This is a genomic window from Burkholderia sp. 22313 (genome assembly GCF_052045245.1).
In the GTDB taxonomy this organism is placed as follows: Bacteria; Pseudomonadota; Gammaproteobacteria; order Burkholderiales; family Burkholderiaceae; genus Burkholderia.
Genome location: NZ_JBQEON010000006.1, coordinates 95,353 through 114,469, shown reverse-complemented (window position 1 = coordinate 114,469; position 19,117 = coordinate 95,353). Strand labels below are relative to the sequence as shown.

Annotated in this window: 20 protein-coding genes; 11 read left to right on the top strand and 9 right to left on the bottom strand. The window is 68.0% G+C overall.

From position 1 onward, the window contains the following. Positions 1-31 precede the first annotated feature (31 nt). Positions 32-472 (top strand): GNAT family N-acetyltransferase, encoded by a 441-nt coding sequence (locus tag ACTJKF_RS07505; protein ID WP_440622939.1) that lies wholly within the window; start codon positions 32-34, stop codon positions 470-472. Between the two features lie 31 nt (positions 473-503). Here ACTJKF_RS07505 and ACTJKF_RS07500 read toward each other — a convergent pair whose 3' ends face one another. After that, entirely contained in the window at positions 504-1,349 is an 846-nt protein-coding gene (locus tag ACTJKF_RS07500) for an NRDE family protein (protein WP_440622938.1), read from the bottom strand. Positions 1,350-1,425: 76 nt separating this feature from the next. Continuing rightward, complete coding sequence (gene ygfZ, locus ACTJKF_RS07495; RefSeq protein WP_440622937.1) at positions 1,426-2,460, bottom strand: CAF17-like 4Fe-4S cluster assembly/insertion protein YgfZ; 1,035 nt, start codon at positions 2,458-2,460, stop codon at positions 1,426-1,428. A gap of 77 nt (positions 2,461-2,537) precedes the next feature. On the opposite strand from ygfZ, the gene mltG reads away from it, so the two are divergent. The 9 genes from mltG (at position 2,538) to ACTJKF_RS07450 (ending at position 11,122) form a co-directional block, all read left to right on the top strand. Then, entirely contained in the window at positions 2,538-3,557 is a 1,020-nt protein-coding gene (gene mltG / locus ACTJKF_RS07490; protein WP_440622936.1) for an endolytic transglycosylase MltG, read from the top strand. Further along, complete coding sequence (gene tmk / locus ACTJKF_RS07485; protein WP_440622935.1) at positions 3,557-4,177, top strand: dTMP kinase; 621 nt, start codon at positions 3,557-3,559, stop codon at positions 4,175-4,177. Before mltG ends, tmk begins: the two co-directional genes overlap by 1 nt. Positions 4,178-4,195: 18 nt before the next feature. Beyond that, complete coding sequence (locus ACTJKF_RS07480; RefSeq protein ID WP_440622934.1) at positions 4,196-5,224, top strand: DNA polymerase III subunit delta'; 1,029 nt, start codon at positions 4,196-4,198, stop codon at positions 5,222-5,224. A gap of 78 nt (positions 5,225-5,302) precedes the next feature. Next, positions 5,303-6,082, top strand: coding sequence for a TatD family hydrolase (locus ACTJKF_RS07475; RefSeq protein ID WP_440622933.1), 780 nt, complete (start codon positions 5,303-5,305; stop codon positions 6,080-6,082). 43 nt (positions 6,083-6,125) lie between these two features. Further along, positions 6,126-6,836 carry an ankyrin repeat domain-containing protein gene (locus ACTJKF_RS07470; RefSeq protein ID WP_440622932.1) on the top strand — a complete coding sequence of 237 codons (711 nt, stop codon included), beginning with the start codon at positions 6,126-6,128 and terminating at the stop codon, positions 6,834-6,836. Positions 6,837-6,956: 120 nt separating this feature from the next. Continuing rightward, positions 6,957-7,313 (top strand): Rap1a/Tai family immunity protein, encoded by a 357-nt coding sequence (locus ACTJKF_RS07465; protein WP_440622931.1) that lies wholly within the window; start codon positions 6,957-6,959, stop codon positions 7,311-7,313. Positions 7,314-7,408: 95 nt separating this feature from the next. Further along, positions 7,409-8,581: a mechanosensitive ion channel family protein gene (locus ACTJKF_RS07460; protein WP_440622930.1), complete on the top strand. Its 1,173-nt coding sequence runs from the start codon at positions 7,409-7,411 to the stop codon at positions 8,579-8,581. A 32-nt stretch (positions 8,582-8,613) separates the two neighbouring features. Continuing rightward, the gene (locus tag ACTJKF_RS07455) at positions 8,614-9,792 is read left to right on the top strand and encodes an AAA family ATPase (RefSeq protein ID WP_440622929.1); all 1,179 of its coding nucleotides are present in this window, start codon (positions 8,614-8,616) and stop codon (positions 9,790-9,792) included. Positions 9,793-10,057: 265 nt separating this feature from the next. Continuing rightward, positions 10,058-11,122, top strand: coding sequence for a glycosyltransferase family 4 protein (locus ACTJKF_RS07450; RefSeq protein WP_440622928.1), 1,065 nt, complete (start codon positions 10,058-10,060; stop codon positions 11,120-11,122). Positions 11,123-11,236: 114 nt separating this feature from the next. On the opposite strand, the gene ACTJKF_RS07445 is transcribed toward ACTJKF_RS07450, so the two are convergent. The 3 genes from ACTJKF_RS07445 to ACTJKF_RS07435 all read right to left on the bottom strand — a co-directional run bounded on the left by ACTJKF_RS07445 (position 11,237) and on the right by ACTJKF_RS07435 (position 13,083). Continuing rightward, positions 11,237-11,824, bottom strand: a complete 588-nt coding sequence (locus ACTJKF_RS07445; protein WP_440622927.1) for a BPSL1445 family SYLF domain-containing lipoprotein — start codon at positions 11,822-11,824, stop codon at positions 11,237-11,239. Between the two features lie 202 nt (positions 11,825-12,026). Further along, positions 12,027-12,485: a hypothetical protein gene (locus ACTJKF_RS07440; protein ID WP_440622926.1), complete on the bottom strand. Its 459-nt coding sequence runs from the start codon at positions 12,483-12,485 to the stop codon at positions 12,027-12,029. A 307-nt stretch (positions 12,486-12,792) separates the two neighbouring features. After that, positions 12,793-13,083, bottom strand: coding sequence for a PsiF family protein (locus ACTJKF_RS07435; RefSeq protein WP_440622925.1), 291 nt, complete (start codon positions 13,081-13,083; stop codon positions 12,793-12,795). A gap of 272 nt (positions 13,084-13,355) precedes the next feature. On the opposite strand from ACTJKF_RS07435, the gene ACTJKF_RS07430 reads away from it, so the two are divergent. Further along, entirely contained in the window at positions 13,356-14,378 is a 1,023-nt protein-coding gene (locus ACTJKF_RS07430) for an asparaginase (RefSeq protein WP_440622924.1), read from the top strand. Positions 14,379-14,477: 99 nt separating this feature from the next. Here the strand turns inward: ACTJKF_RS07430 and lysM are convergent, their stop codons facing one another. The 4 genes from lysM to gcl all read right to left on the bottom strand — a co-directional run bounded on the left by lysM (position 14,478) and on the right by gcl (position 18,970). After that, positions 14,478-14,948 carry a peptidoglycan-binding protein LysM gene (lysM, locus tag ACTJKF_RS07425; RefSeq protein ID WP_440622923.1) on the bottom strand — a complete coding sequence of 157 codons (471 nt, stop codon included), beginning with the start codon at positions 14,946-14,948 and terminating at the stop codon, positions 14,478-14,480. Between the two features lie 457 nt (positions 14,949-15,405). Continuing rightward, a complete protein-coding gene (locus ACTJKF_RS07420) occupies positions 15,406-16,305 on the bottom strand; it encodes a 2-hydroxy-3-oxopropionate reductase (protein ID WP_440623000.1) in 900 nt (299 codons plus the stop codon). A 35-nt stretch (positions 16,306-16,340) separates the two neighbouring features. Further along, on the bottom strand, positions 16,341-17,150 hold the full coding sequence (hyi, locus tag ACTJKF_RS07415; protein WP_440622922.1) for a hydroxypyruvate isomerase: 810 nt from the start codon (positions 17,148-17,150) through the stop codon (positions 16,341-16,343). 44 nt (positions 17,151-17,194) lie between these two features. Further along, positions 17,195-18,970, bottom strand: a complete 1,776-nt coding sequence (gene gcl, locus ACTJKF_RS07410; protein WP_440622921.1) for a glyoxylate carboligase — start codon at positions 18,968-18,970, stop codon at positions 17,195-17,197. Positions 18,971-19,117 lie beyond the last annotated feature (147 nt).

The window sequence follows — 19,117 nt, the reverse complement described above, 5'->3', positions numbered from 1 at the left end:
CGGCGGCGCCCGACGCCGCGCGGAGGAAGCGATGACGGACGGCTTGGTGGAAACGGGCGGATGGACGGTGCTGGGCGGCGATGCCGCGCGCATTCGCGACGCGGTGTTCGTGCGCGAGCAGCGGATTCCGCCGGAATGGGAGCTCGACGACGAGGATCCGCTGTCGTTGCACGCGGTTGCCTACCGGGTCGATGCGGTGACCGGCGCGCGCCGCGCGATCGCAACAGGGCGGCTGCTGCGCTCGGGCACGATCGGTCGCGTCGCGGTGCTGGCCGACGCGCGCGGGCAGGGTGCCGGATCGGCCGTGCTGCACGCGCTGCTGGACCTGGCGCGGTACCGCGGCGAACCGGTCGTGCGGCTCTACGCGCAGCAGGCAGCGGTATCGTTCTATGTGCGGCACGGCTTCACGGCGATCGGCGAGCCGTTCACCGAAATCGGGGTGCCGCACGTCGAGATGGCGCGCGCGCCATAGCGCCAAGGTGCCTGGCGCCGCACGCGCGGGCTCAGCGCGGCTGCGTCGTGTCGATGTCGAACGTGAACGCGCGCTCGAACGTGCCTGGGCGAACGGTGCGGTGCGAGCCGTCGTCATCGCAGCGTTCCTTGATGTCGACCGTCAGTCGCACGCCTTCCTTCATCGTCACGCGCAGCGCGGTCGTGCCGCGCGTGCCGTATTCGGGCGTCTCGATGAACGCGGCCGACAGCGCACGCTCGCGCTCGATCGGAATACCCGTGTTCGGTAGCGCGGCGTCGTCCGCGACGTGCGGGTCGCGCATCAGCTCGATCAGTTCGTCGAGCGACGGGGTCGGGTTGTCGGTCAGCAGCGTGCCGAGTTCCGCGCGCTTGCGCACGACTTTCGGCCAGGGCGTATCGAGCCGCGCATTCGACAGCGCATGCACGCCGGCGCCGATCGCGACCGGCGCGGCGACACCGGTCTCGCCCTCGGCCGCGCGGTTGCAGAACCACGCGAGTTCGCGCCGCTTCCAGTCGCCGACCAGCAGGTTGAAGCCGTTGTACACGGCGGCATGCTCGGCCAGTTCGCCGAGGTAATCGAGCGGCGCGACGGACGCGCCGCGGAGGAAATCGGACACGAGCTTGCCGCGGGTCGGCGCGCCCGCACGGATGTCGAACGGCGCACGGTAGTTGGTCAGCGCCGCGAAGCGGCCATCGCGCGATACGCCGAGCCACGTGCCGCCCGCTTCGAGATCGCGGCCGGCCAGCACGCCCGGCAGGTCCTCCCACCACGAAAGCGGTGCACTCGTACGGCGAAAGAATTCGTCGCGATTGGCGGTCAGGGTAAAGACGGGACCGGCGGCGGCGTCAGGCTGCCAGTCGAAGGCAATCAGGCACATCGGGCGAATCTCTCGCAGGAAACATCGGGCGCCGGCTGCAACGTGCGAACCGGCGCGCGAACGGGTTGTCAGTGCGTCACGCTTCCGTCGGCCACGCGTACGGCAGCGCGTCGAACGCGAGCGCCGGACCGTCGGCCGAACCGAGATGCACCGTGCCGCTGTCGAGCGCGGCCAGCTTGATCTCGACGAGCGCGTCGACGCCGCCCGCGGGGGCGGCCGCCGCGTTGACGATCATTCCGCACGGCTGGCCGGGGTCGTCGCTGTGGAACAGCTCGACGCCGGCATGCACGGTGCCGGTCTCGCCGTCGACGTGCGCGAGTGCGGTGCGGCGCTTGATCGTGCCGCGGTACTGGCTGCGCGCGACGATTTCCTGGCCCGGGTAGCAGCCCTTCCTGAAGTTAACGGCGCCGATCACGTCGAAGTTGACCATCTGCGGCACGAACTGTTCGACGGCCGGTTGCGTGATGCGCGGTTCGCCCGCGCGCACGTCGAGCCAGTCCCATACGGCGGGCGATACGACCGGCAGCGTGCCGGTGAGCGCGGCGACACGTGAGTCGACTTCCGCGCGCGGCCCGATCCACAGGTAGCGCTTGCGGCCGGCCGCGTCCGGTACGCGGATCAACGCCCCGGCCGGGCCGTCGACCTTCACGTGCACGCCGTCCGGCAGCGCGTCGAAGATGCCCGACAGCGCGTCGCGCACGTCGCCCGCGAAGCCGACCACGGCGAGCGTGTCGCTCGCGTCCGAGAGCTTCGCCTTCGCGCGCAGCACAAACATCGACAGCCGTTTCTGCACGGCGGCCTGGACGTCCTTCGACACCAGCAGGCGCACGCCGTGACCGGCGCGCCATGCGAGGAACGACGCGAGCAGGCGGCCTTTCGGCGAGCAATAGCCGGACAGGCGCGCGCTCGCGGCATCGAGATGCTCGATGTCGTTGGTGAGCTGGCTGTGCAGGAACGTCGCGGCGTCGTCGCCGGCCACGTCGATCACGCCGAATTGCGCAAGCGGGATGCAGGCGCCCGGCGCGTCGAAATCGGCGGCGGGCGGGCGGGGGAAAACGGGGAGCGAGGCAGATGCGGCCTGGGCAGCCGGTGAAGCGAACGGTGTGCTCATGGAATGAGGGAACAGTCAACCCTGACTTTGACGAAGGCGAGCAAGTATTATATGGGTCTTACCTGAGTCTCGTTTCCATGTCCCTACTGAAGAAATGCGCCGCGACGGTCGTGGCGCTGGCCGTCGTTGTGGCCGCTGCCGGCGCGGGCGGCGGATATTACTGGGCGACCCGGCCGCTGCTGCTGGGCGCCGCGTCGCTCGACGTCACGATCAAGCCGCGCAGCAGCGTGAAGAGCGTCGCGCTGCAGCTCAAGCGTGGCGGCGTGCCGGTCGAGCCGCTCGGCTTCGTCGCGATGACGCGCCTGCTCGGGCTGTCGAGCCGGCTCAAGTCCGGCAACTACGAATTCAAGACCGGCATCACGCCGTACGACGTGCTGCAGAAGATCGCGCGCGGCGACGTAAACGAGTACGTCGCGACCGTGATCGAGGGCTGGACCTTCAAGCGGATGCGCGCGGAACTCGACGGCAATCCCGATCTCGCGCACGCGACGGCCGGCATGAGCGACGCCGAGCTGCTGCGCGCGATCGGCGCACCGGACAGCGCGATCCAGCGCGGCAGCGGCGAGGGGCTGTTCTTCCCCGACACCTACCTGTTCGACAAGGGCACGAGCGACCTGAACATCTACCGGCGCGCGTACCATCTGATGCAGACGCGCCTCGACGAGGCATGGGCCGCGCGCGCGCCGGGGCTGCCGTACAAGTCGCCTTACGAAGCGCTGACGATCGCGTCGATCGTCGAAAAGGAAACGGGGCACGCGGCCGATCGCGCGTTCGTCGCGGCGGTGTTCGCGAACCGGCTGCGCATCGGGATGCCGCTGCAGACCGATCCGTCGGTGATCTACGGCCTCGGCGACGCCTACGACGGCCGCTTGCGCAAGCGCGACCTGCAGGCCGACACTCCTTACAATACCTATACGCGCCGCGGGCTGCCGCCGACGCCGATCGCCCTGCCGGGCGTCGCCTCGCTGCAGGCGGCGATCAATCCGGCCCCGACGAGTGCGCTGTATTTCGTCGCGAAGGGCGACGGCACGAGCGTGTTCTCGGACACGCTCGGCGATCACAACAAGGCCGTGGACAAGTACATACGAGGTCAATAATGGCGAGCGGTAAATTCATCACGTTCGAAGGCATCGACGGGGCGGGGAAGACCACCCACCTCCCGTGGTTCTGCGAACGCCTCCAGGCCAGGCTGGCCGCGAGCGGCCGGCAGGTCGTCGTCACCCGCGAGCCGGGCGGCACGCAGCTCGGCGAGAAGCTGCGCGAGATCCTGCTGAACCAGCCGATGGATCTCGAGACCGAAGCGCTGCTGATGTTCGCTGCGCGCCGCGAGCATCTCGCGCTCGTGATCGAGCCGGCGCTCGCACGCGGCGACTGGGTCGTGTCCGATCGCTTCACCGACGCGACGTTCGCGTACCAGGGCGGCGGCCGCGGGCTGCCGCGCGACAAGCTCGAGACGCTCGAGCGCTGGGTGCAGGGCGGATTCCAGCCCGACCTGACGGTGCTGTTCGACGTCGCGCCGCAGGTGGCGAGCGAGCGCCGCGGTGCCGCGCGCATGCCGGACAAGTTCGAAAGCGAGTCGGACGCGTTTTTCTCGCGCACCCGCACCGAATACCTGCGGCGCGCCGAAGAGGCGCCGCACCGCTTCGCGATCGTCGACGCGACGCAGACGATCCCCGAGATCCGCCAGCAGCTCGAACGCGTGCTCGCCGCGCTGTAACACGAAGGAACGCACCACATGATCTATCCGTGGCAGACCGACGACTGGAACCGTTTGCAGCAACTGCGTGCGCAATGGCCGCATGCGCTGCTGCTGCACGGCCAGGCCGGGATCGGCAAGCTGCAGTTCGCGCAGCATCTCGCGCAGGGCTTCCTGTGCGAAGCGCCGCGGCCGAACGGCGAGCCGTGCGGCACCTGCGCGGCCTGCACGTGGTTCGCGCAGGGCAACCACCCGGACTACCGGATCGTGCTGCCCGAGGCGCTCGCGGGTGAAGCGCCGGGCGCCGCGGACGACGCGAAGCCGGCCGATGCCGACGAAGGCGGCAAGAAAACCCGTGCGCCGAGCAAGGAAATCAAGATCGAGCAGGTGCGTGCATTGCTCGACTTCTGCGGCGTCGGTTCGCACCGTGGCGGCGCGCGCGTCGTCGTGCTGTACCCGGCCGAGGCGCTGAACGTCGCCGCGTCGAACGCGCTCCTGAAGACGCTGGAGGAGCCGCCGTCGGGCGTCGTGTTCCTGCTGGTGTCGGCACGCATCGACCGGTTGCTGCCGACCATCATCAGCCGTTGCCGGCAGTGGCCGATGACCGTGCCGGCGCCGGACGCGGCCGCGGCGTGGCTCGCGGCGCAGGGCGTCGACGATGCGCGCGCGCTGCTCGCCGAAGCCGGCGGCGCGCCGCTCGCCGCGCTGGCGCTCGCGAGCGACGAGAACCGCCCGCTGCGCGATTTCACGCTCGGCCAGCTTGCGGCCGGCGCCGCGTGCGATCCGTTCGCGTGCGGCGAGACGCTGCAGAAGCTGCCGGTGCCGCTGGTGCTCGGCTGGCTGCAGCGCTGGCTGTACGATCTGCTCGCCCAGCGGATGGCGGGCGCGCCGCGCTACTTCCCGATGCAGGCGGCCGCGCTCGCGCGTTGCGCGCAAGCCGTCGACGCGAATGCGTTCGCGCGCTTCATGAAGGCCGTGACGCGCCAGCGGACGGTCGAGAACCATCCGCTCAATGCGCGACTCGTATTCGAGGAACTGTTTCTCGGTTATCGGGAAATGTTCGCGTGAGCGCGAATCATTTCCTCCGGGTAGTGAAATGATTGCCGGCGAGCGCGTGGCGCCCGCCTTACGTATTCAGGAAGCACGATGTTCGTCGACTCTCACTGTCACATCAATTTCAAGGGCCTCGCCGACCGCTTGCCGGCCGTGCTGGAGAACATGCGCGAGCACGACGTCACGCACGCGCTGTGCGTGTCGGTCGACTTCGAGACGCTGCCCGACGTGCTCGCGATCGCGCAGGCGCACGACAACGTCTACGCGTCGGTCGGGGTGCATCCGGATCACGAGGACGCACGGGAGCCGACGCTCGCGGAACTCGTCGAGCTGGCCGCGCACCCGAAAGTCGTCGCGATCGGCGAGACGGGCCTCGACTACTACCGCCTCGAAGGCCGCTCGATCGCCGACATGGAATGGCAGCGCGAGCGCTTTCGCACGCACATCCGCGCGGCGACCGCGACGATGAAGCCGCTGATCATCCATACGCGCTCGTCGTCGGAAGATACGCTGCGGATCATGGCCGAGGAGCGCGCGGACGTGCCGGGCGGCGTGATGCATTGCTTCACCGAGCCATGGCCGGTCGCCGAGCAGGCGCTCGCGCAGAACTTCCATATTTCGCTGTCGGGCATCGTCACGTTCAAGAACGCGACCGACGTGCAGGACGTCGCGCGGCGCGTGCCGCTCGAGCGGCTGCTGATCGAAACCGACTCGCCGTACCTCGCGCCGGTGCCGTATCGCGGCAAGCCGAATGAACCTGCGTACGTCAGCCATGTCGGACGCTTTATCGCATCGGAACGCGGGATTGCCGTCGAGGCGCTCGCCGATGCGACGACCCAGAACTTTTTCCGGCTGTTCAAGATCGCGCGCTAACGACGCGCGCCCAGCCGACAACCCAGGGAAGGAGCCCACAACAATGACGAAGCCGACCACCATCCTGCCCAAACGCGCACTCGTCGCCGCCGCGCTCGTCGCGAGCGGCCTGCTTGCCGCCGCCGGCGCGCATGCCGAGTCGCTCGACGCGATCGTCAAGGCGGTCAAGTTCGACGACATCGCCGACATCGGCAAGCAGCTCAAGAGCGGCAAGCTCGATCCGAACACGCTCGCGCCGAACGGCGACCCGCTGCTCGTGATCGCCGCGCGCGAGAAGTCCGACAAGGTCGCCGCGGCGCTCGCCACGACGCCGAACGTCGACCTCGAGAAGACCGACAAGGCCGACGAGACCGCGCTGATGCTCGCGTCGCTGAACGGCGACGTCGAGCTCGTCAAGCTGCTGATCGACAAGGGCGCGGAAGTCAGCAAGAAGGGCTGGGCGCCGCTGCACTACGCGGCCACCAACGGCCAGGACGCCGTCGTCAGGATCCTGCTCGACCACGACGCATACATCGACACCGCGTCGCCGAACGGCACGACGCCGCTGATGATGGCCGCGCGCGGCAACCACGCGTCGACGGTCAACCTGCTGCTCGACCAGGGCGCCGATCCGCAGGTGAAGAACCAGCTCGGCATCACCGCGCTCGAGTTCGCGAAGCACTACAAGGCGCCGGACGCGATCGACATCCTGAGCAAGCGGACGGTGCGCGTCGGCGCATCGGCACCGGCAGATGCGCAAAAGAGTGCAAAATGACGGTTTCGGCGCGCTGGCGCAGCGCCCGGCCGGCCGCAACCCGGCCGGCAGCGGGCGTTGCGGCTGCCGCGCCGGTCAGCGCAGTGAGCGGCCTCGCGCCGCATTGACATAAGGAACACCATGTTGCGGGCTATGTTTTGTGCCGCGGCGTTTGCCGTGCCGTTGTCGGCGGCGGCTTTCACGGGCGCGGATCTCGACCGGCTGTGCGCGAAGACGGACGTCAAGTCGCGGGCGTCGTGCGCGGCCTACATCGAAGGCGCCGCCGATGGCGTCTACAACACCATCGACGCGATCGGCGGCACCACCGGGCCGCGCGTCGGGCAATATTTCTGCCTGCCGCCCGACATCCGGACGCAGCAGATGACCGACGCGGTGCGCAAGTACATCGCGGAGAACCCGAGGCTGGCCGACTACAACGCGAGCACCGCGGTGTCGCTCGGTCTAGGCAAGGCATTCCCCTGCAGGGGCGGCAGCTGATCTGACGCCGGTCCGGGCGTGTGCGCCGCCCGGACATCGCCGACGCATCCAGGACGACGCCGCCGCGCGTCATAACCGCAGCATCCCGGGCGCCGATGATTTCAATCGTGGAAGTGCGGCGCATCGCCGATGCGCCGCTGCATACGTGGCTCGGCACGCTGTGCGTGTCCGTCATCGTCGTACTCGTCGTTGCGATCGTGCATCGTCTCGGCGCACGCATCGTCAGGCGCATCGCGAAGCCGTATCCGCTGACGAGCGCGATCCTGCGCTACGTCGACAAACCGTCGCTCGTCACGCTCGCGCTGCTCGCGCTCGAATTCCTGTGGGTCCAGGCGGACGACGGCATGTCGTTCGTGCGCGGGATGCGCACCGCGGCCGCGGTCGGCTCCATCGTGGCGCTGACCTGGCTGCTGGTGCGGCTCGCGGCCGGCGTCGGCGACGCGATCGTCCAGGCCCATCCGATGGATACGGCCGACAACCTCCACGCACGGCGCGTCCATACCCAGGCCAAGGTGCTCGTGCGTACCGTGATGGTGCTGATCGTGACCATCGGCACGGGCGCCGCGCTGATGACGTTCCCGAACGTGCGCCAGATCGGCGCGAGCCTGCTGGCGTCGGCCGGCGTCGCGGGCCTGGTCGCCGGTATCGCCGCGCGGCCGGTGCTCGGCAACCTGATTGCCGGGCTGCAGATCGCGCTCACGCAGCCGATCCGGCTCGACGACGTCGTCGTGATCCAGGGCGAGTGGGGTCGCATCGAGGAAATCACCGGCTCGTTCGTGTCGGTGCGGTTGTGGGACCAGCGCCGGCTCGTCGTCCCGCTGCAGTGGATCATCGAAAACCCGTTCACGAACTGGACGCGCAGCAGCTCGCAGATCATCGGCACGGTGTACCTGTCGGTCGACTACCGCACGCCGCTCGCGCCGCTGCGCGAGGAACTCGCGCGGCTCGTCCACGCGGCGCCCGAATGGGATGGCCGCGTGCAGGTGCTGCAGGTGACCGACGCGACCGAGCGCTCGATGCAGTTGCGCGCGCTCGTCAGCGCGGTCGATTCGTCGGCGTGCTGGGATCTGCGCTGCCGCGTGCGCGAAGGGTTGATCGCGTACCTGCAGGCGCGCTTTCCGCAATGCCTGCCGCGCAGCCGGATGGAGCTGTATCCGCATGAATCGGCGCCGGACGAGCCGAATCCCGAACGCCCGCATGCGCGGCCGCCCGCTGCCAGCACGGCGGCCAACACCGCGGCCGATCCGAAGGCCACCGAAGGCCGCTGAACGCGCGCCGTTGCCCGCTGCCATTCCTGCCCATGACCGCGCTGAAGACGCTCGCCATCGCCAACTACCGCTCGCTGCGCGAGCTGATCGTGCCGCTCGCGGCGCTCACCGTCGTCACGGGGCCGAACGGCACCGGCAAGTCCAGCGTGTATCGGGCGCTGCGGCTGCTTGCCGATACCGCGCAGGGCCGCGTGATTCCATCGCTCGCACGCGAAGGCGGGCTGCCGTCGACGCTGTGGGCAGGCCCCGAGCGATTTTCGCGCGCGATGCTCGCCGGCGACACGCCGGTGACCGGCACGGTGCGCAACGGGCCCGTGAGCCTCAAGCTCGGCTTCGCGGGCGACGATTTCGGCTATGCGATCGATCTCGGCCTGCCGGTCAAGAACGACGCGTCGATGTTTCGCCTCGATCCCGTCGTGAAGCGCGAATGCATCTGGGGCGGCGCGCTGCTGCGTCCGTCGACGCTGCTGGTCGACCGGCAGGGTGCGCAGATTCGCACGCGCACCGGCTCGGGCGACTGGCACACGGTGCCGCAGCCCGTCGCGAGCTTTGACAGCATGATGACCGAGTTCGCCGATCCGGTCGGCGCGCCGGAGATGATCGCGGTGCGCGAGCGGATCCGCTCGTGGCGCTTCTACGATCATTTCCGGACCGATGCGCAGGCGCCGGCCCGGCAGTCGCACATCGGCACCCACACGCCGGTGCTCGCGGACGACGGCGCCGACCTGGCCGCCGCGCTGCAGACGATCCGCGAGATCGGCGACGGCGCCGCGCTCGACGCGGCGATCGACGACGCGTTTCCCGGCGCATCGATCGACATCGACAATCCGGGCGCGCGCGGCCGCTTCGACCTGCTGATGCGACAGCCGGGGCTGCTGCGGCCGCTCGCGGCCGCCGAACTGTCGGACGGCACGCTGCGCTACCTGCTGCTCGCCGCCGCGCTGCTGACGCCGCGGCCGCCCGCGCTGATGGTGCTGAACGAACCCGAGACGAGCCTGCACCCCGATCTGCTGCCGGCGCTCGGCCGCTTGATCGCGCAGGCCGCGCAGCGTTCGCAGGTACTGGTCGTGTCGCATGCGGCGCGGCTCATCGCGACGCTCGAACGCGAGGCCGGTTGCGAGTCGCTGGTACTCGACAAGCAGCTGGGCGCGACCGTGCTCGTCGATGCGGATTCGCGCGACCTGCCGCCGTGGAAGTGGCCATCGCGCTGACGGGCACGGCAGCGTGCATGCGGCGCGCCGGCACCGGCGTGCCGGCCGGTTCGGCTGCACCGAAGCGGTGCATGTGGCGCGTGACGGCGAATGTATCCGCTCTGTAACAACCCCCATAAAATGAAAGACCCGTGCTTGCGGGCATCGGGATCGCCAATAATATTGAGATATTTGGCCGGCGTGATGCCGGCCGTGCTCTGCACGGAGCCGGCGGATGCGCGCCAGCGCGCTCGCCAGGCGACCGAGGACACAGGAGACGTGGATCATGAGAATTGCCCAGATCGCACCGCTGACCGAATCCGTGCCGCCGAAGCTGTACGGCGGCACGGAGCGCGTCGTGTCCTACATTACCGAGGCGCTCGTCGATCTCGGCCATGACGTGACGCTGTTCGCGAGCGGCGATTCGACGACCCGGGCCAGGCTCGAACCCGTGTGGCCGCGCGCGCTGCGGCTCGACTCGTCGATCCGCGACCGCGTCGCGCCACACATGCTGCTGATGGAGACGGTCGCGCGCCGCGCGAAGGATTTCGACGTGCTCCATTTCCACATGGACTACTACTCGTTTTCGGTCTTCAACCGGCAGGACACGCCGTTCGTGACGACGCTGCACGGCCGGCTCGACCTGCCCGAGCAGCAACCGGTGTTCGACACGTTCAATACCGCGCCGGTGATCTCGATCTCGAATTCGCAGCGCCAGCCGCTGCCGCAGGCGAAATGGCTGACGACCGTGTACCACGGGCTGCCCGACACGATGTACCTGCCGCAGCCCGTCGAGCCGCGCTATCTCGCGTTTCTCGGCCGCATCTCGCCGGAGAAGCGGGTCGACACGGCGATCCGCATCGCGCGTCAGTGCGGGCTGCCGATCCGGATCGCCGCGAAGATCGACACGGCTGACCAGGAATACTTCGAGCGCGAGATCAAGCCGCTGTTCGCGCTGCCGCACGTTGAATTCATCGGCGAGATCGCCGACCACCAGAAGGCCGAATTCCTGTCGGGTGCGCATGCGCTGCTGTTTCCGATCGACTGGCCGGAGCCGTTCGGCCTGGTGATGATCGAGGCGATGTCGTGCGGCACGCCGGTGATCGCGTTCAATCGCGGCGCGGTGCCGGAAGTGGTGGACGAGGGCGTGTCGGGTTTCATCGTCGAGGACGAGATCAGCGCGGTGGCCGCGGTGAACCGGCTGCACCTGCTGCCGCGCGCCCGCGTGCGGCAGCGCTTCGAGGAGCGCTTCACGTCGCGGCGGATGGCGCAGCAGTACGTCGACGTGTATCAGTCGCTGATTCGTGCGCAGAAGCGCGCGCGCTTCAAGGTGATCGATTCGACGACCTGATGGCCTGATGCGTCGATGGGGGCGCATGCGGATAAAAAAACGGCGATGCCCGCAAGGACATCGCCGTTTGTCTGTCGCCCGCGCGCGGCGCGCACGGGCGAGGACGCCGCAGCGTCAGATCTTCAGTTTCGAGACCTTGGTGCCGTTGATCGACACGTCGCCCATCAGGCCGGCGTTGGTCAGCACGACGACCTGGATCGGTGCGGTGGCCGTGTTGGAGTCGACCGCGCCGTTCGCGCCCATCTTCACGAGCGCGACCGATGCGCCGGCGCCGGCTGCCCAGCCGTCCGAGTTGCGGAATTCGTCGAGCGCCTGTTGCGTCATGAACAGGAACACGATTGCCTTCGACTGTGCACCGGCCTGCAGGCCGACCGACAGCGACGACGTGTTGTAGTAGCCGACGGTGCTGCCGCCGACGCGCAGCGCACCGTTGCCGGACTGGCCGCCGACGATGAAGCCTGCCTGGATCACGTCCGGGAACACGAGCACGCCGCGCGATTTCGCGACGAGTTCGCGCGAACCCTTGACCGTGGAATACATGCGCGACAGCGTCGCGTCGACGCTCGAGTCGATCGCCTGACGCTTCGACGCATTGGTCGCGGCGTTATCGGGCTTGTCGGGCGTGGTGGTGCAACCGGTGAGCGCAAGGCTGCCGACGATGAGCGCAGCGGCGGCTTTCAGCACAAGGTTCCGTTTTTGCATCGTTGTTCTCCATCGGATGATGTTCGGAGTGAGTCTCGCTCAGCGAGCGGATCACGTCGGCAGTTATATCACAGCGGATTACAGTCCCTTTTCGTTCCGACGTGAAAAAGCGTCAAATCGTTTTCGGGTGTCGCGGCGTGCCAACGGCCGGACCGTCGCGGGTCCGGCCGGTGGGCAGGCGAAAAAAACGGGACAGCGCGCGTCAGTGCGTGACGGGCGGCACCGGCGGGGCGGGCGGCTTGATCGGCGGGCGCCGCAGTGCGCGGCGGATCAGCGCGATCACGACGCCGCAGGCGAACAGGAACGCGGCCGGCACGACCCAGTAGCCGACGAACGCATGCCACAGATAGCCGGCGAGCGTATTGCGGCGCACCACGTATTCGTCCTGGGCCGCCTGCTGGCGCGCTGCGTTGGCGGCGAGCACGTCGGCCGGACAGCCGGCCGCGCGTGCCGCGTCAGGATCGCCGTGGCACTTCGCGGCGGCGCCGGCCGCCTGCTGCGCGTCGGTGAGCTGCCAGGTGGTCAGCGCGAGCTGCAGGTCGGCCTTGTTGTACGCCATTTCCTCGCGGATCTCGCGCACGGCGACGATCGCGACGGGTACGGCCCAGAACACGATCACGATCAGCCAGCGGCGGAACCAGCGGTGTTGTCTCCATGCCATCCCGATGCCTCCGTTTGACGCGGTGTACGCGTCCGTCTCGAGGGCGGCCCGATGGCGCTTCTTGTACTTGGATGGGCCGCGTTGCAGCCATCATAGAAGAAATCGCGGCAAATTGCCGCACGCATGTGACGGCGTTGGCACGGCGCGCCGGACACGCGGGGCGGGAAGGCGACGGGACCCATCACGGCAGCGGGCGGCGGTGGCGGTGCGCCCGCCACGATGCGCGCACGTCGATGCGCGCGCAACGAAAACAAAAATGCCGCGCCCGCCGAAGCGGTGCGCGGCATTCGTGCGGGAGCGCCGGAACTCAGGCGGCCGGCTGGCTGCTCAGGCAGCTCTTCATGAACGTCTTGCGGTCGTCGCCCTTCTTGTCGGCAGCCTGGGTGTTGCAGGCCTTCATCTTTTCCTGCTGCGTCATCTTCTTCGCGGGCTTGGCCGACAGGCAGTCCTTCATGAACGCCTTGCGTTCGTCGCCCGACTTGCCGGCGGCCTGGGTGTTACAGGCCTTCATCTTGTCCTGCTGGCTGTTCGCCGCGAAAGCGGGGGAAGCCAGCATGCCGCCGAGCAGCACTGCGGCTACGAGCGATTGGATTTTCATTTCGACACTCCCATGGGGTGAATTGCGTTTTATATCGACGCCGTCACGAAGCCCGGCGCAACGGGAACAGGGCCGCATCGCGCCGCGCGCTCCGATTATGGCAAATCAATGTGAAAACACCAAAACGGCATTCCTATAACGCGGCGGGCGGCCTCGCCGTTGACGGCACACGCGCGCCGGCGATCGGGACAAACCATGACGGAGGGCGGCCGGCCCCGATTGCCTGCACCGGAGCTGCCGGATGCCGGCCGAGAGCCATTACAATCGCGGCCATGAATACTCCGAACCCCGCATCCCCCCCGTCCGCGCCGGCTCTGCCGCGCATTGCCGTACTCGCCACCGGCGGCACGATCGCCGGCGCCGCGCCGGACGCCGCCAGCACGGCCGGCTATCAGGCCGGCGCGCTCGGCGTCAGTTTCCTGGTCGACGCGGTGCCGGCGCTCGCGTCGGTCGCGCGCATCGACGCCGAGCAGGTCGCCAGCATCGACAGCAAGGATCTCGCGCTGCCGCTGTGGAATACGCTCGTCGCGCGCATCGACGCGCTGATGGCCGATCCGGCGATCGACGGCATCGTGATCACCCACGGCACCGACACGCTCGAGGAAACCGCGTACGCGCTGCATCTGGTCGTGACCGGCGACAAGCCGGTCGTGCTGACCGCCGCGATGCGTCCGGCGACCGCGCTGTCGTCCGACGGGCCGCTGAACCTGCTGAACGCGGTGACGGTCGCCGCTCATCCGGCCGCGCGCGGGCAGGGCGTGCTCGTCGCGTTCAACAACCGGATCCACGGCGCGCGCGACGTCGTGAAGACGAGCACCTACGCGGTCGACGCATTCCAGTCGCCGGAACTGGGCGCGCTCGGCTGGGTACAGGACGGCCGCGTCGAATTCGCGCGCCGCGTGACGCGCCCGCGCGATGCGCAACTGGCGATTGCCGCGGCATGGCCGCCCGTCGAAGTCGTCGCGAGCTATGCGGGCGTGACGCGCACGGCCGTCGACGCGCTCGTCGCGGCCGGTGTGCGCGGCCTCGTCGTCGCGGGCACCGGCAACGGGTCGATCCACGCGACGCTGCAGGCGGCACTCGCCGATGCGGTGAACGCGGGTGTCGCCGTGGTGCGTGCGTCGCGCGTCGGCTCGGGCCACGTGATGCGCAACGGCGCCGCGAGCGACGATGCGCTCGGATTCGTGAGCGCCGGCTCGCTGAACCCGTTCAAGGCGCGCGTGCTGCTGATGCTCGCGCTCGCGAACGGCATTCGAGGGCGCGACGCACTGCAACGCGCATTCGACACGCTGTGACGGATCGCCGCCGCTCGGGCGGCGCGCCGGCAGGGTTGTCGCACGCATGAAAAAGGCAGGCCGAGCGGCCTGCCTTTTGCGTCAGTGCTGCGCGGATGCTCAGGACTGCGGCGGAATCACGAGCTTCTGGCCCGGGTAGATCCGGTCCGGGCTCGACAGCATCGGCTTGTTCGCCTCGAAGATCGCCGGGTACTTGTTCGCGTCGCCGTACACTTCCTTGGCGATCGCCGACAGCGTGTCGCCCGGCTGCACGTCGTGATACTGCACTTCGGCATCGTCCGGCTGCAGATCGTCGTCATTGACGTTCGCGACGCCTTGCACGTTGCCGGCCGCGACCTTGACCTTCGCCTTCGTGTCGAGATCGGCAACGCTGCCCGTCAGCGTGACGGTGCGCGATGCGCCGTCGAACGCGACGGTCAGGTTCGACGTGTCGAGACCTTGCGAGCTGATGTAATTCTTGATGGCATCGGCCGCGGTCTGGTTCGCGGCATTCGGATCTTCCGCTGCTTGCGCGTCAGCGTGACCCAGCAGTTTTTCACCCGCCTCTTTGATAAACGAAAGAAGACCCATCGCTGCACTCCCTAGGTGGTTGAAAAGAAAACGCGCCGTGAAGTGGCGAAAAAAACACCGCGCTGGACGCGTTCACCGGAGTGAGCGCAAGCGCGGCGGATTTCTCGAAAGGCGTGGCGAAAGTGTAGGCGTTCATCGCGACGATTGCATGAAAAATCGTACGCGTGAACGTAAAGAAATGTAATACGCGAAATCCGACAGACGGACACCCGACGACGACGTCTGACCGACCAAGGCTTCCCCGGCGCCGCCGGGTGCCGCTGCGGACCCCACCACGCCGCTCTCAGCCCAGAGCGGCGTTTTTCGCCCCGTCGCGCATGCGTTCAGCGATACGCGGCGGGGCGCCCCACCGTGATGCACGCAGGTTCGTGCATCGATGCGACCGGCCGCGGCCGAGCCGCGTGTATGCGTCGCGCGCGTCCGCCGTTGCAGCGAAACGCGCGCCGTGGCATCCGCGTTACGCGGCCGGCGCCTGGCCGATTTCGAAGTTCGACATGATCTCGAGCGCGCGCACGAGTGCCGAGTGATCCCATGCCTTGCCGCCGTGCGAAGCGCACACGCTGAACAGTTGCTGCGCGCTGGCCGTGTGCGGCAGTGCGAGGCCGAGCTTGCGTGCGCCGTCGAGCGCGAGGTTCAGGTCCTTCTGGTGCAGCTCGATGCGGAAGCCCGGATCGAACGTGCGCTTCGTCATGCGCGCGCCATGGACTTCGAGAATGCGCGATGCCGCGAAACCGCCCATCAGCGCCTGGCGCACGCGCTCCGGATCGGCGCCCGAGCGTGCGGCGAACAGCAGTGCTTCGCCGACGGCTTCGATGTTCAGCGCGACGATGATCTGGTTCGCGACCTTGCAGGTCTGGCCCGCGCCGTTGTCGCCGACGAGCGTGATGTTCTTGCCCATCTTCTCGAACAGCGGCCTGGCGCGTTCGAACGCCTGCTCCGGGCCGCCGACCATGATCGTCAGCGTCGCTTCGCGAGCGCCGACTTCGCCGCCGGATACCGGCGCGTCGAGGTAGTCGCAGCCGAGCGCGTTGATCTGCTTCGCGAATTCCTGCGTGTCGAGCGGCGAGATCGAGCTCATGTCGATCACGAGCTTGCCGGCCGACAGGCCCTTCGCGACGCCGTCGTCGGCGAACAGCACGTTACGCACGTCCGGCGTGTCCGGCACCATCGAGATGATGATGTCGGCGTGCTGCGCGACTTCGGTCGAGTTCGCGACCACCTTCGCGCTGGCGCGCAGGTCGTCCGGCACCGGGAACGCACCGTTCACGACGAGCTGATGATCGCCCTTGAGCAGGTTGCGCGCCATGTGCGCGCCCATGATGCCGAGGCCGATGAAACCGATGGTTGCCATGTGAATGTCTCCTTGTAGGGGCGAAAGCGGAAAGGGGGATCTCAGGCGGCGCGACGCGCCGAGCCCGGCGCGCAGCCGGCGACGCGTTGCAGCCAGCCGAGCCCTTCCGTCGTGGTGGTGCGGGGCTTGTATTCGCAGCCGACGTAGCCGGCATAGCCGAGCCGGTCGAGCAGCGCGAACAGGAACGCGTAGTTGATCTCGCCCGTGCCCGGCTCGTTGCGGCCCGGGTTGTCCGCGAGCTGGACGTGGCCGATCGACGCGAGATTGCGTTCGATCGTCGCGGCCAGTTCGCCTTCCATGCGCTGCATGTGATAGATGTCGTACTGCAGGAACAGGTTGTCCGAGCCGACCGCGCGGATTACGTCGAGCCCTTCGGACGAGCGGTTCAGCGCGAAGCCCGGGATGTCGAAGCTGTTGCACGGCTCGACCAGCAGGCGGATGCCTTCGCGCTTCAGTGCGTCGGCGGCGAAGCGCAGGTTGTCGACGATCGTGACGAACGTCTTGTCGCGCGCCGTGCTCGCCGACGGGATGCCGACCAGGCAGTTCAGTTGCGGCACCTTCAGCGCCTTCGCATACTCGATCGCACGGCCGACGCCTTCCTGGAATTCGCCGACGCGATCGGGCAGGCACGCGATACCTCGCTCGCCCTGATCCCAGTTGCCGGCGGGCAGGTTGTGCAGCACGAGGCGCAGGCGGTGCGTCTCGAGCCGCTCGGCGAGCGCTTCTTTCGCGTACGGGTACGGGAACAGGAACTCGACGGCGTCGAAGCCCGCGTCCGCGGCCGCCTTGAAGCGGTCGAGAAACGGCACTTCGTTGAACAGCATGGTCAGGTTTGCAGCAAACTTCGGCATGAGCTAAGCCTCTTCGGTCGGTCAGTCAAAAAATGGCGTGCGGATCAGTCGAGCGTCGAGATCGCGGTCGGTGCGTGCTCGGCCTTCTCGGCGAGTTCCTCGAACTCGTTGATCGCGTCGATTTCGGTACCCATCGAGATGTTCGTCACACGCTCGAGGATCACTTCGACGACCACCGGCACGCTGAACTCTTCCGCGAGCGTTTGCGCCTGGCGCAACGCCGGCTCGATCTCTTCCGGCTTGAACACGCGCAGCGCCTTGCAGCCGAGGCCTTCGGCGACCGCCACGTGATCGACGCCATAGCCGTTCAGCTCCGGTGCGTTGACGTTGTCGAACGCGAGCTGCACGCAGTAGTCCATGTCGAACGCGCGCTGTGCCTGGCGAATCAGGCCGAGGTACGAGTTGTTCACGACGACGTGCACGTACGGCAGCTTGAATTGCGCGCCGGCGGCCAGTTCCTCGATCATGAACTGGAAGTCGTAGTCGCCCGACAGCGCGACGATCGGACGGCGCGGATCAGCCGCACGCACGCCGAGCGCGGCGGGGATCGTCCAGCCGAGCGGGCCGGCCTGGCCGCAGTTGATCCAGTTGCGGGCCTTGAACACGTGCAGGAACTGCGCGGCGGCGATCTGCGACAGGCCGATCGTGCTGACGTAGCAGGTATCGCGGCCGAACACCTTGTTCATCTCTTCGTACACGCGCTGCGGCTTGACCGGCACGTTGTCGAAGTGGGTCTTGCGCTGCAGCGTGCGCTTGCGTTGCTGGCATTCCGAGACCCATGCGCTGCGGTCCTTCAGCTTGCCGGCTGCCTTCCATTCCTGCGCAACCGCGACGAACAGCTCGAGTGCGGCCTTCGCGTCGGACACGATGCCGAGATCCGGGCCGAACACGCGGCCGATCTGTGTCGGTTCGATGTCGACGTGCACGAACTTGCGGCCCTTCGTGTAGACCTCGACGCTGCCCGTGTGGCGGTTCGCCCAGCGGTTGCCGATGCCGAGCACGAAGTCGGACGCGAGCATCGTCGCGTTGCCGTAGCGGTGCGACGTCTGCAGGCCGACCATGCCGGCCATCAGCGGGTGGTCGTCGGCAATCGCGCCCCACGACATCAGCGTCGGGATTACCGGCACGCCGATCGTTTCGGCGAACTGCACGAGCAGGTCTTCGGCTGCCGCGTTGAGCACGCCGCCGCCCGACACGATCAGCGGCTTGTCCGCGTCGTTGAGCATCGCGAGCGCCTTCTCGATCTGCGCGCGGGTGGCCGCGGGCTTGTAGACCGGCAGCGGTTCGTACGTGTCGATGTCGAATTCGATCTCGGCGAGCTGCACGTCGATCGGCAGGTCGACCAGCACCGGGCCCGGACGGCCCGAGCGCATCAGGTGGAAGGCCTGCTGGAACACGCGCGGCACGAGTGCCGGCTCGCGGACGGTAACGGCCCACTTGGTGACGGGCTTCGCGATCGACTCGATGTCGACGGCCTGGAAGTCTTCCTTGTACAGGCGTGCACGCGGTGCCTGGCCCGTGATCGCGAGGATCGGAATCGAGTCGGCCGACGCGGAGTAGAGGCCGGTGATCATGTCGGTGCCGGCGGGGCCCGACGTGCCGATGCACACGCCGATGTTGCCGGGGGCGGCACGCGTGAAGCCTTCGGCCATGTGCGACGCGCCTTCGACGTGGCGGGCCAGCACGTGGCTGATGCCGCCCGACTTGCGCATCGCGGAATAGAACGGGTTGATTGCTGCGCCCGGCACGCCGAACGCGGTCTGGATGCCTTCCTTCTCGAGCACGAGTACGGCTGCGTCGACGGCTCTCATCTTGGCCATGAATGTCTCCTTGGATAGTTGAATCTTGCGAATCGGTCTGTTGGGAACACTTTAGGGACGCAGGAAAGGTTTGATAAGATCAGCCGAAGTCGCTTATTTCGAAACTAAAAGTATGGAATGACGGCCGGACGGGGCTGCCCGCCGGTG

What these genes read in the sequence shown, in the direction of transcription:
- ACTJKF_RS07505 (WP_440622939.1), top strand. Translation starts at nt 32, where the DNA reads ATGACGGACGGCTTGGTGGAAACGGGCGGATGGACGGTGCTGGGCGGC.
- ACTJKF_RS07500 (WP_440622938.1), bottom strand. Translation starts at nt 1,349, where the DNA reads ATGTGCCTGATTGCCTTCGACTGGCAGCCTGACGCCGCCGCCGGTCCC.
- ygfZ (WP_440622937.1), bottom strand. Translation starts at nt 2,460, where the DNA reads ATGAGCACACCGTTCGCTTCACCGGCTGCCCAGGCCGCATCTGCCTCG.
- mltG (WP_440622936.1), top strand. Translation starts at nt 2,538, where the DNA reads ATGTCCCTACTGAAGAAATGCGCCGCGACGGTCGTGGCGCTGGCCGTC.
- tmk (WP_440622935.1), top strand. Translation starts at nt 3,557, where the DNA reads ATGGCGAGCGGTAAATTCATCACGTTCGAAGGCATCGACGGGGCGGGG.
- ACTJKF_RS07480 (WP_440622934.1), top strand. Translation starts at nt 4,196, where the DNA reads ATGATCTATCCGTGGCAGACCGACGACTGGAACCGTTTGCAGCAACTG.
- ACTJKF_RS07475 (WP_440622933.1), top strand. Translation starts at nt 5,303, where the DNA reads ATGTTCGTCGACTCTCACTGTCACATCAATTTCAAGGGCCTCGCCGAC.
- ACTJKF_RS07470 (WP_440622932.1), top strand. Translation starts at nt 6,126, where the DNA reads ATGACGAAGCCGACCACCATCCTGCCCAAACGCGCACTCGTCGCCGCC.
- ACTJKF_RS07465 (WP_440622931.1), top strand. Translation starts at nt 6,957, where the DNA reads ATGTTGCGGGCTATGTTTTGTGCCGCGGCGTTTGCCGTGCCGTTGTCG.
- ACTJKF_RS07460 (WP_440622930.1), top strand. Translation starts at nt 7,409, where the DNA reads ATGATTTCAATCGTGGAAGTGCGGCGCATCGCCGATGCGCCGCTGCAT.
- ACTJKF_RS07455 (WP_440622929.1), top strand. Translation starts at nt 8,614, where the DNA reads ATGACCGCGCTGAAGACGCTCGCCATCGCCAACTACCGCTCGCTGCGC.
- ACTJKF_RS07450 (WP_440622928.1), top strand. Translation starts at nt 10,058, where the DNA reads ATGAGAATTGCCCAGATCGCACCGCTGACCGAATCCGTGCCGCCGAAG.
- ACTJKF_RS07445 (WP_440622927.1), bottom strand. Translation starts at nt 11,824, where the DNA reads ATGCAAAAACGGAACCTTGTGCTGAAAGCCGCCGCTGCGCTCATCGTC.
- ACTJKF_RS07440 (WP_440622926.1), bottom strand. Translation starts at nt 12,485, where the DNA reads ATGGCATGGAGACAACACCGCTGGTTCCGCCGCTGGCTGATCGTGATC.
- ACTJKF_RS07435 (WP_440622925.1), bottom strand. Translation starts at nt 13,083, where the DNA reads ATGAAAATCCAATCGCTCGTAGCCGCAGTGCTGCTCGGCGGCATGCTG.
- ACTJKF_RS07430 (WP_440622924.1), top strand. Translation starts at nt 13,356, where the DNA reads ATGAATACTCCGAACCCCGCATCCCCCCCGTCCGCGCCGGCTCTGCCG.
- lysM (WP_440622923.1), bottom strand. Translation starts at nt 14,948, where the DNA reads ATGGGTCTTCTTTCGTTTATCAAAGAGGCGGGTGAAAAACTGCTGGGT.
- hyi (WP_440622922.1), bottom strand. Translation starts at nt 17,150, where the DNA reads ATGCCGAAGTTTGCTGCAAACCTGACCATGCTGTTCAACGAAGTGCCG.
- gcl (WP_440622921.1), bottom strand. Translation starts at nt 18,970, where the DNA reads ATGGCCAAGATGAGAGCCGTCGACGCAGCCGTACTCGTGCTCGAGAAG.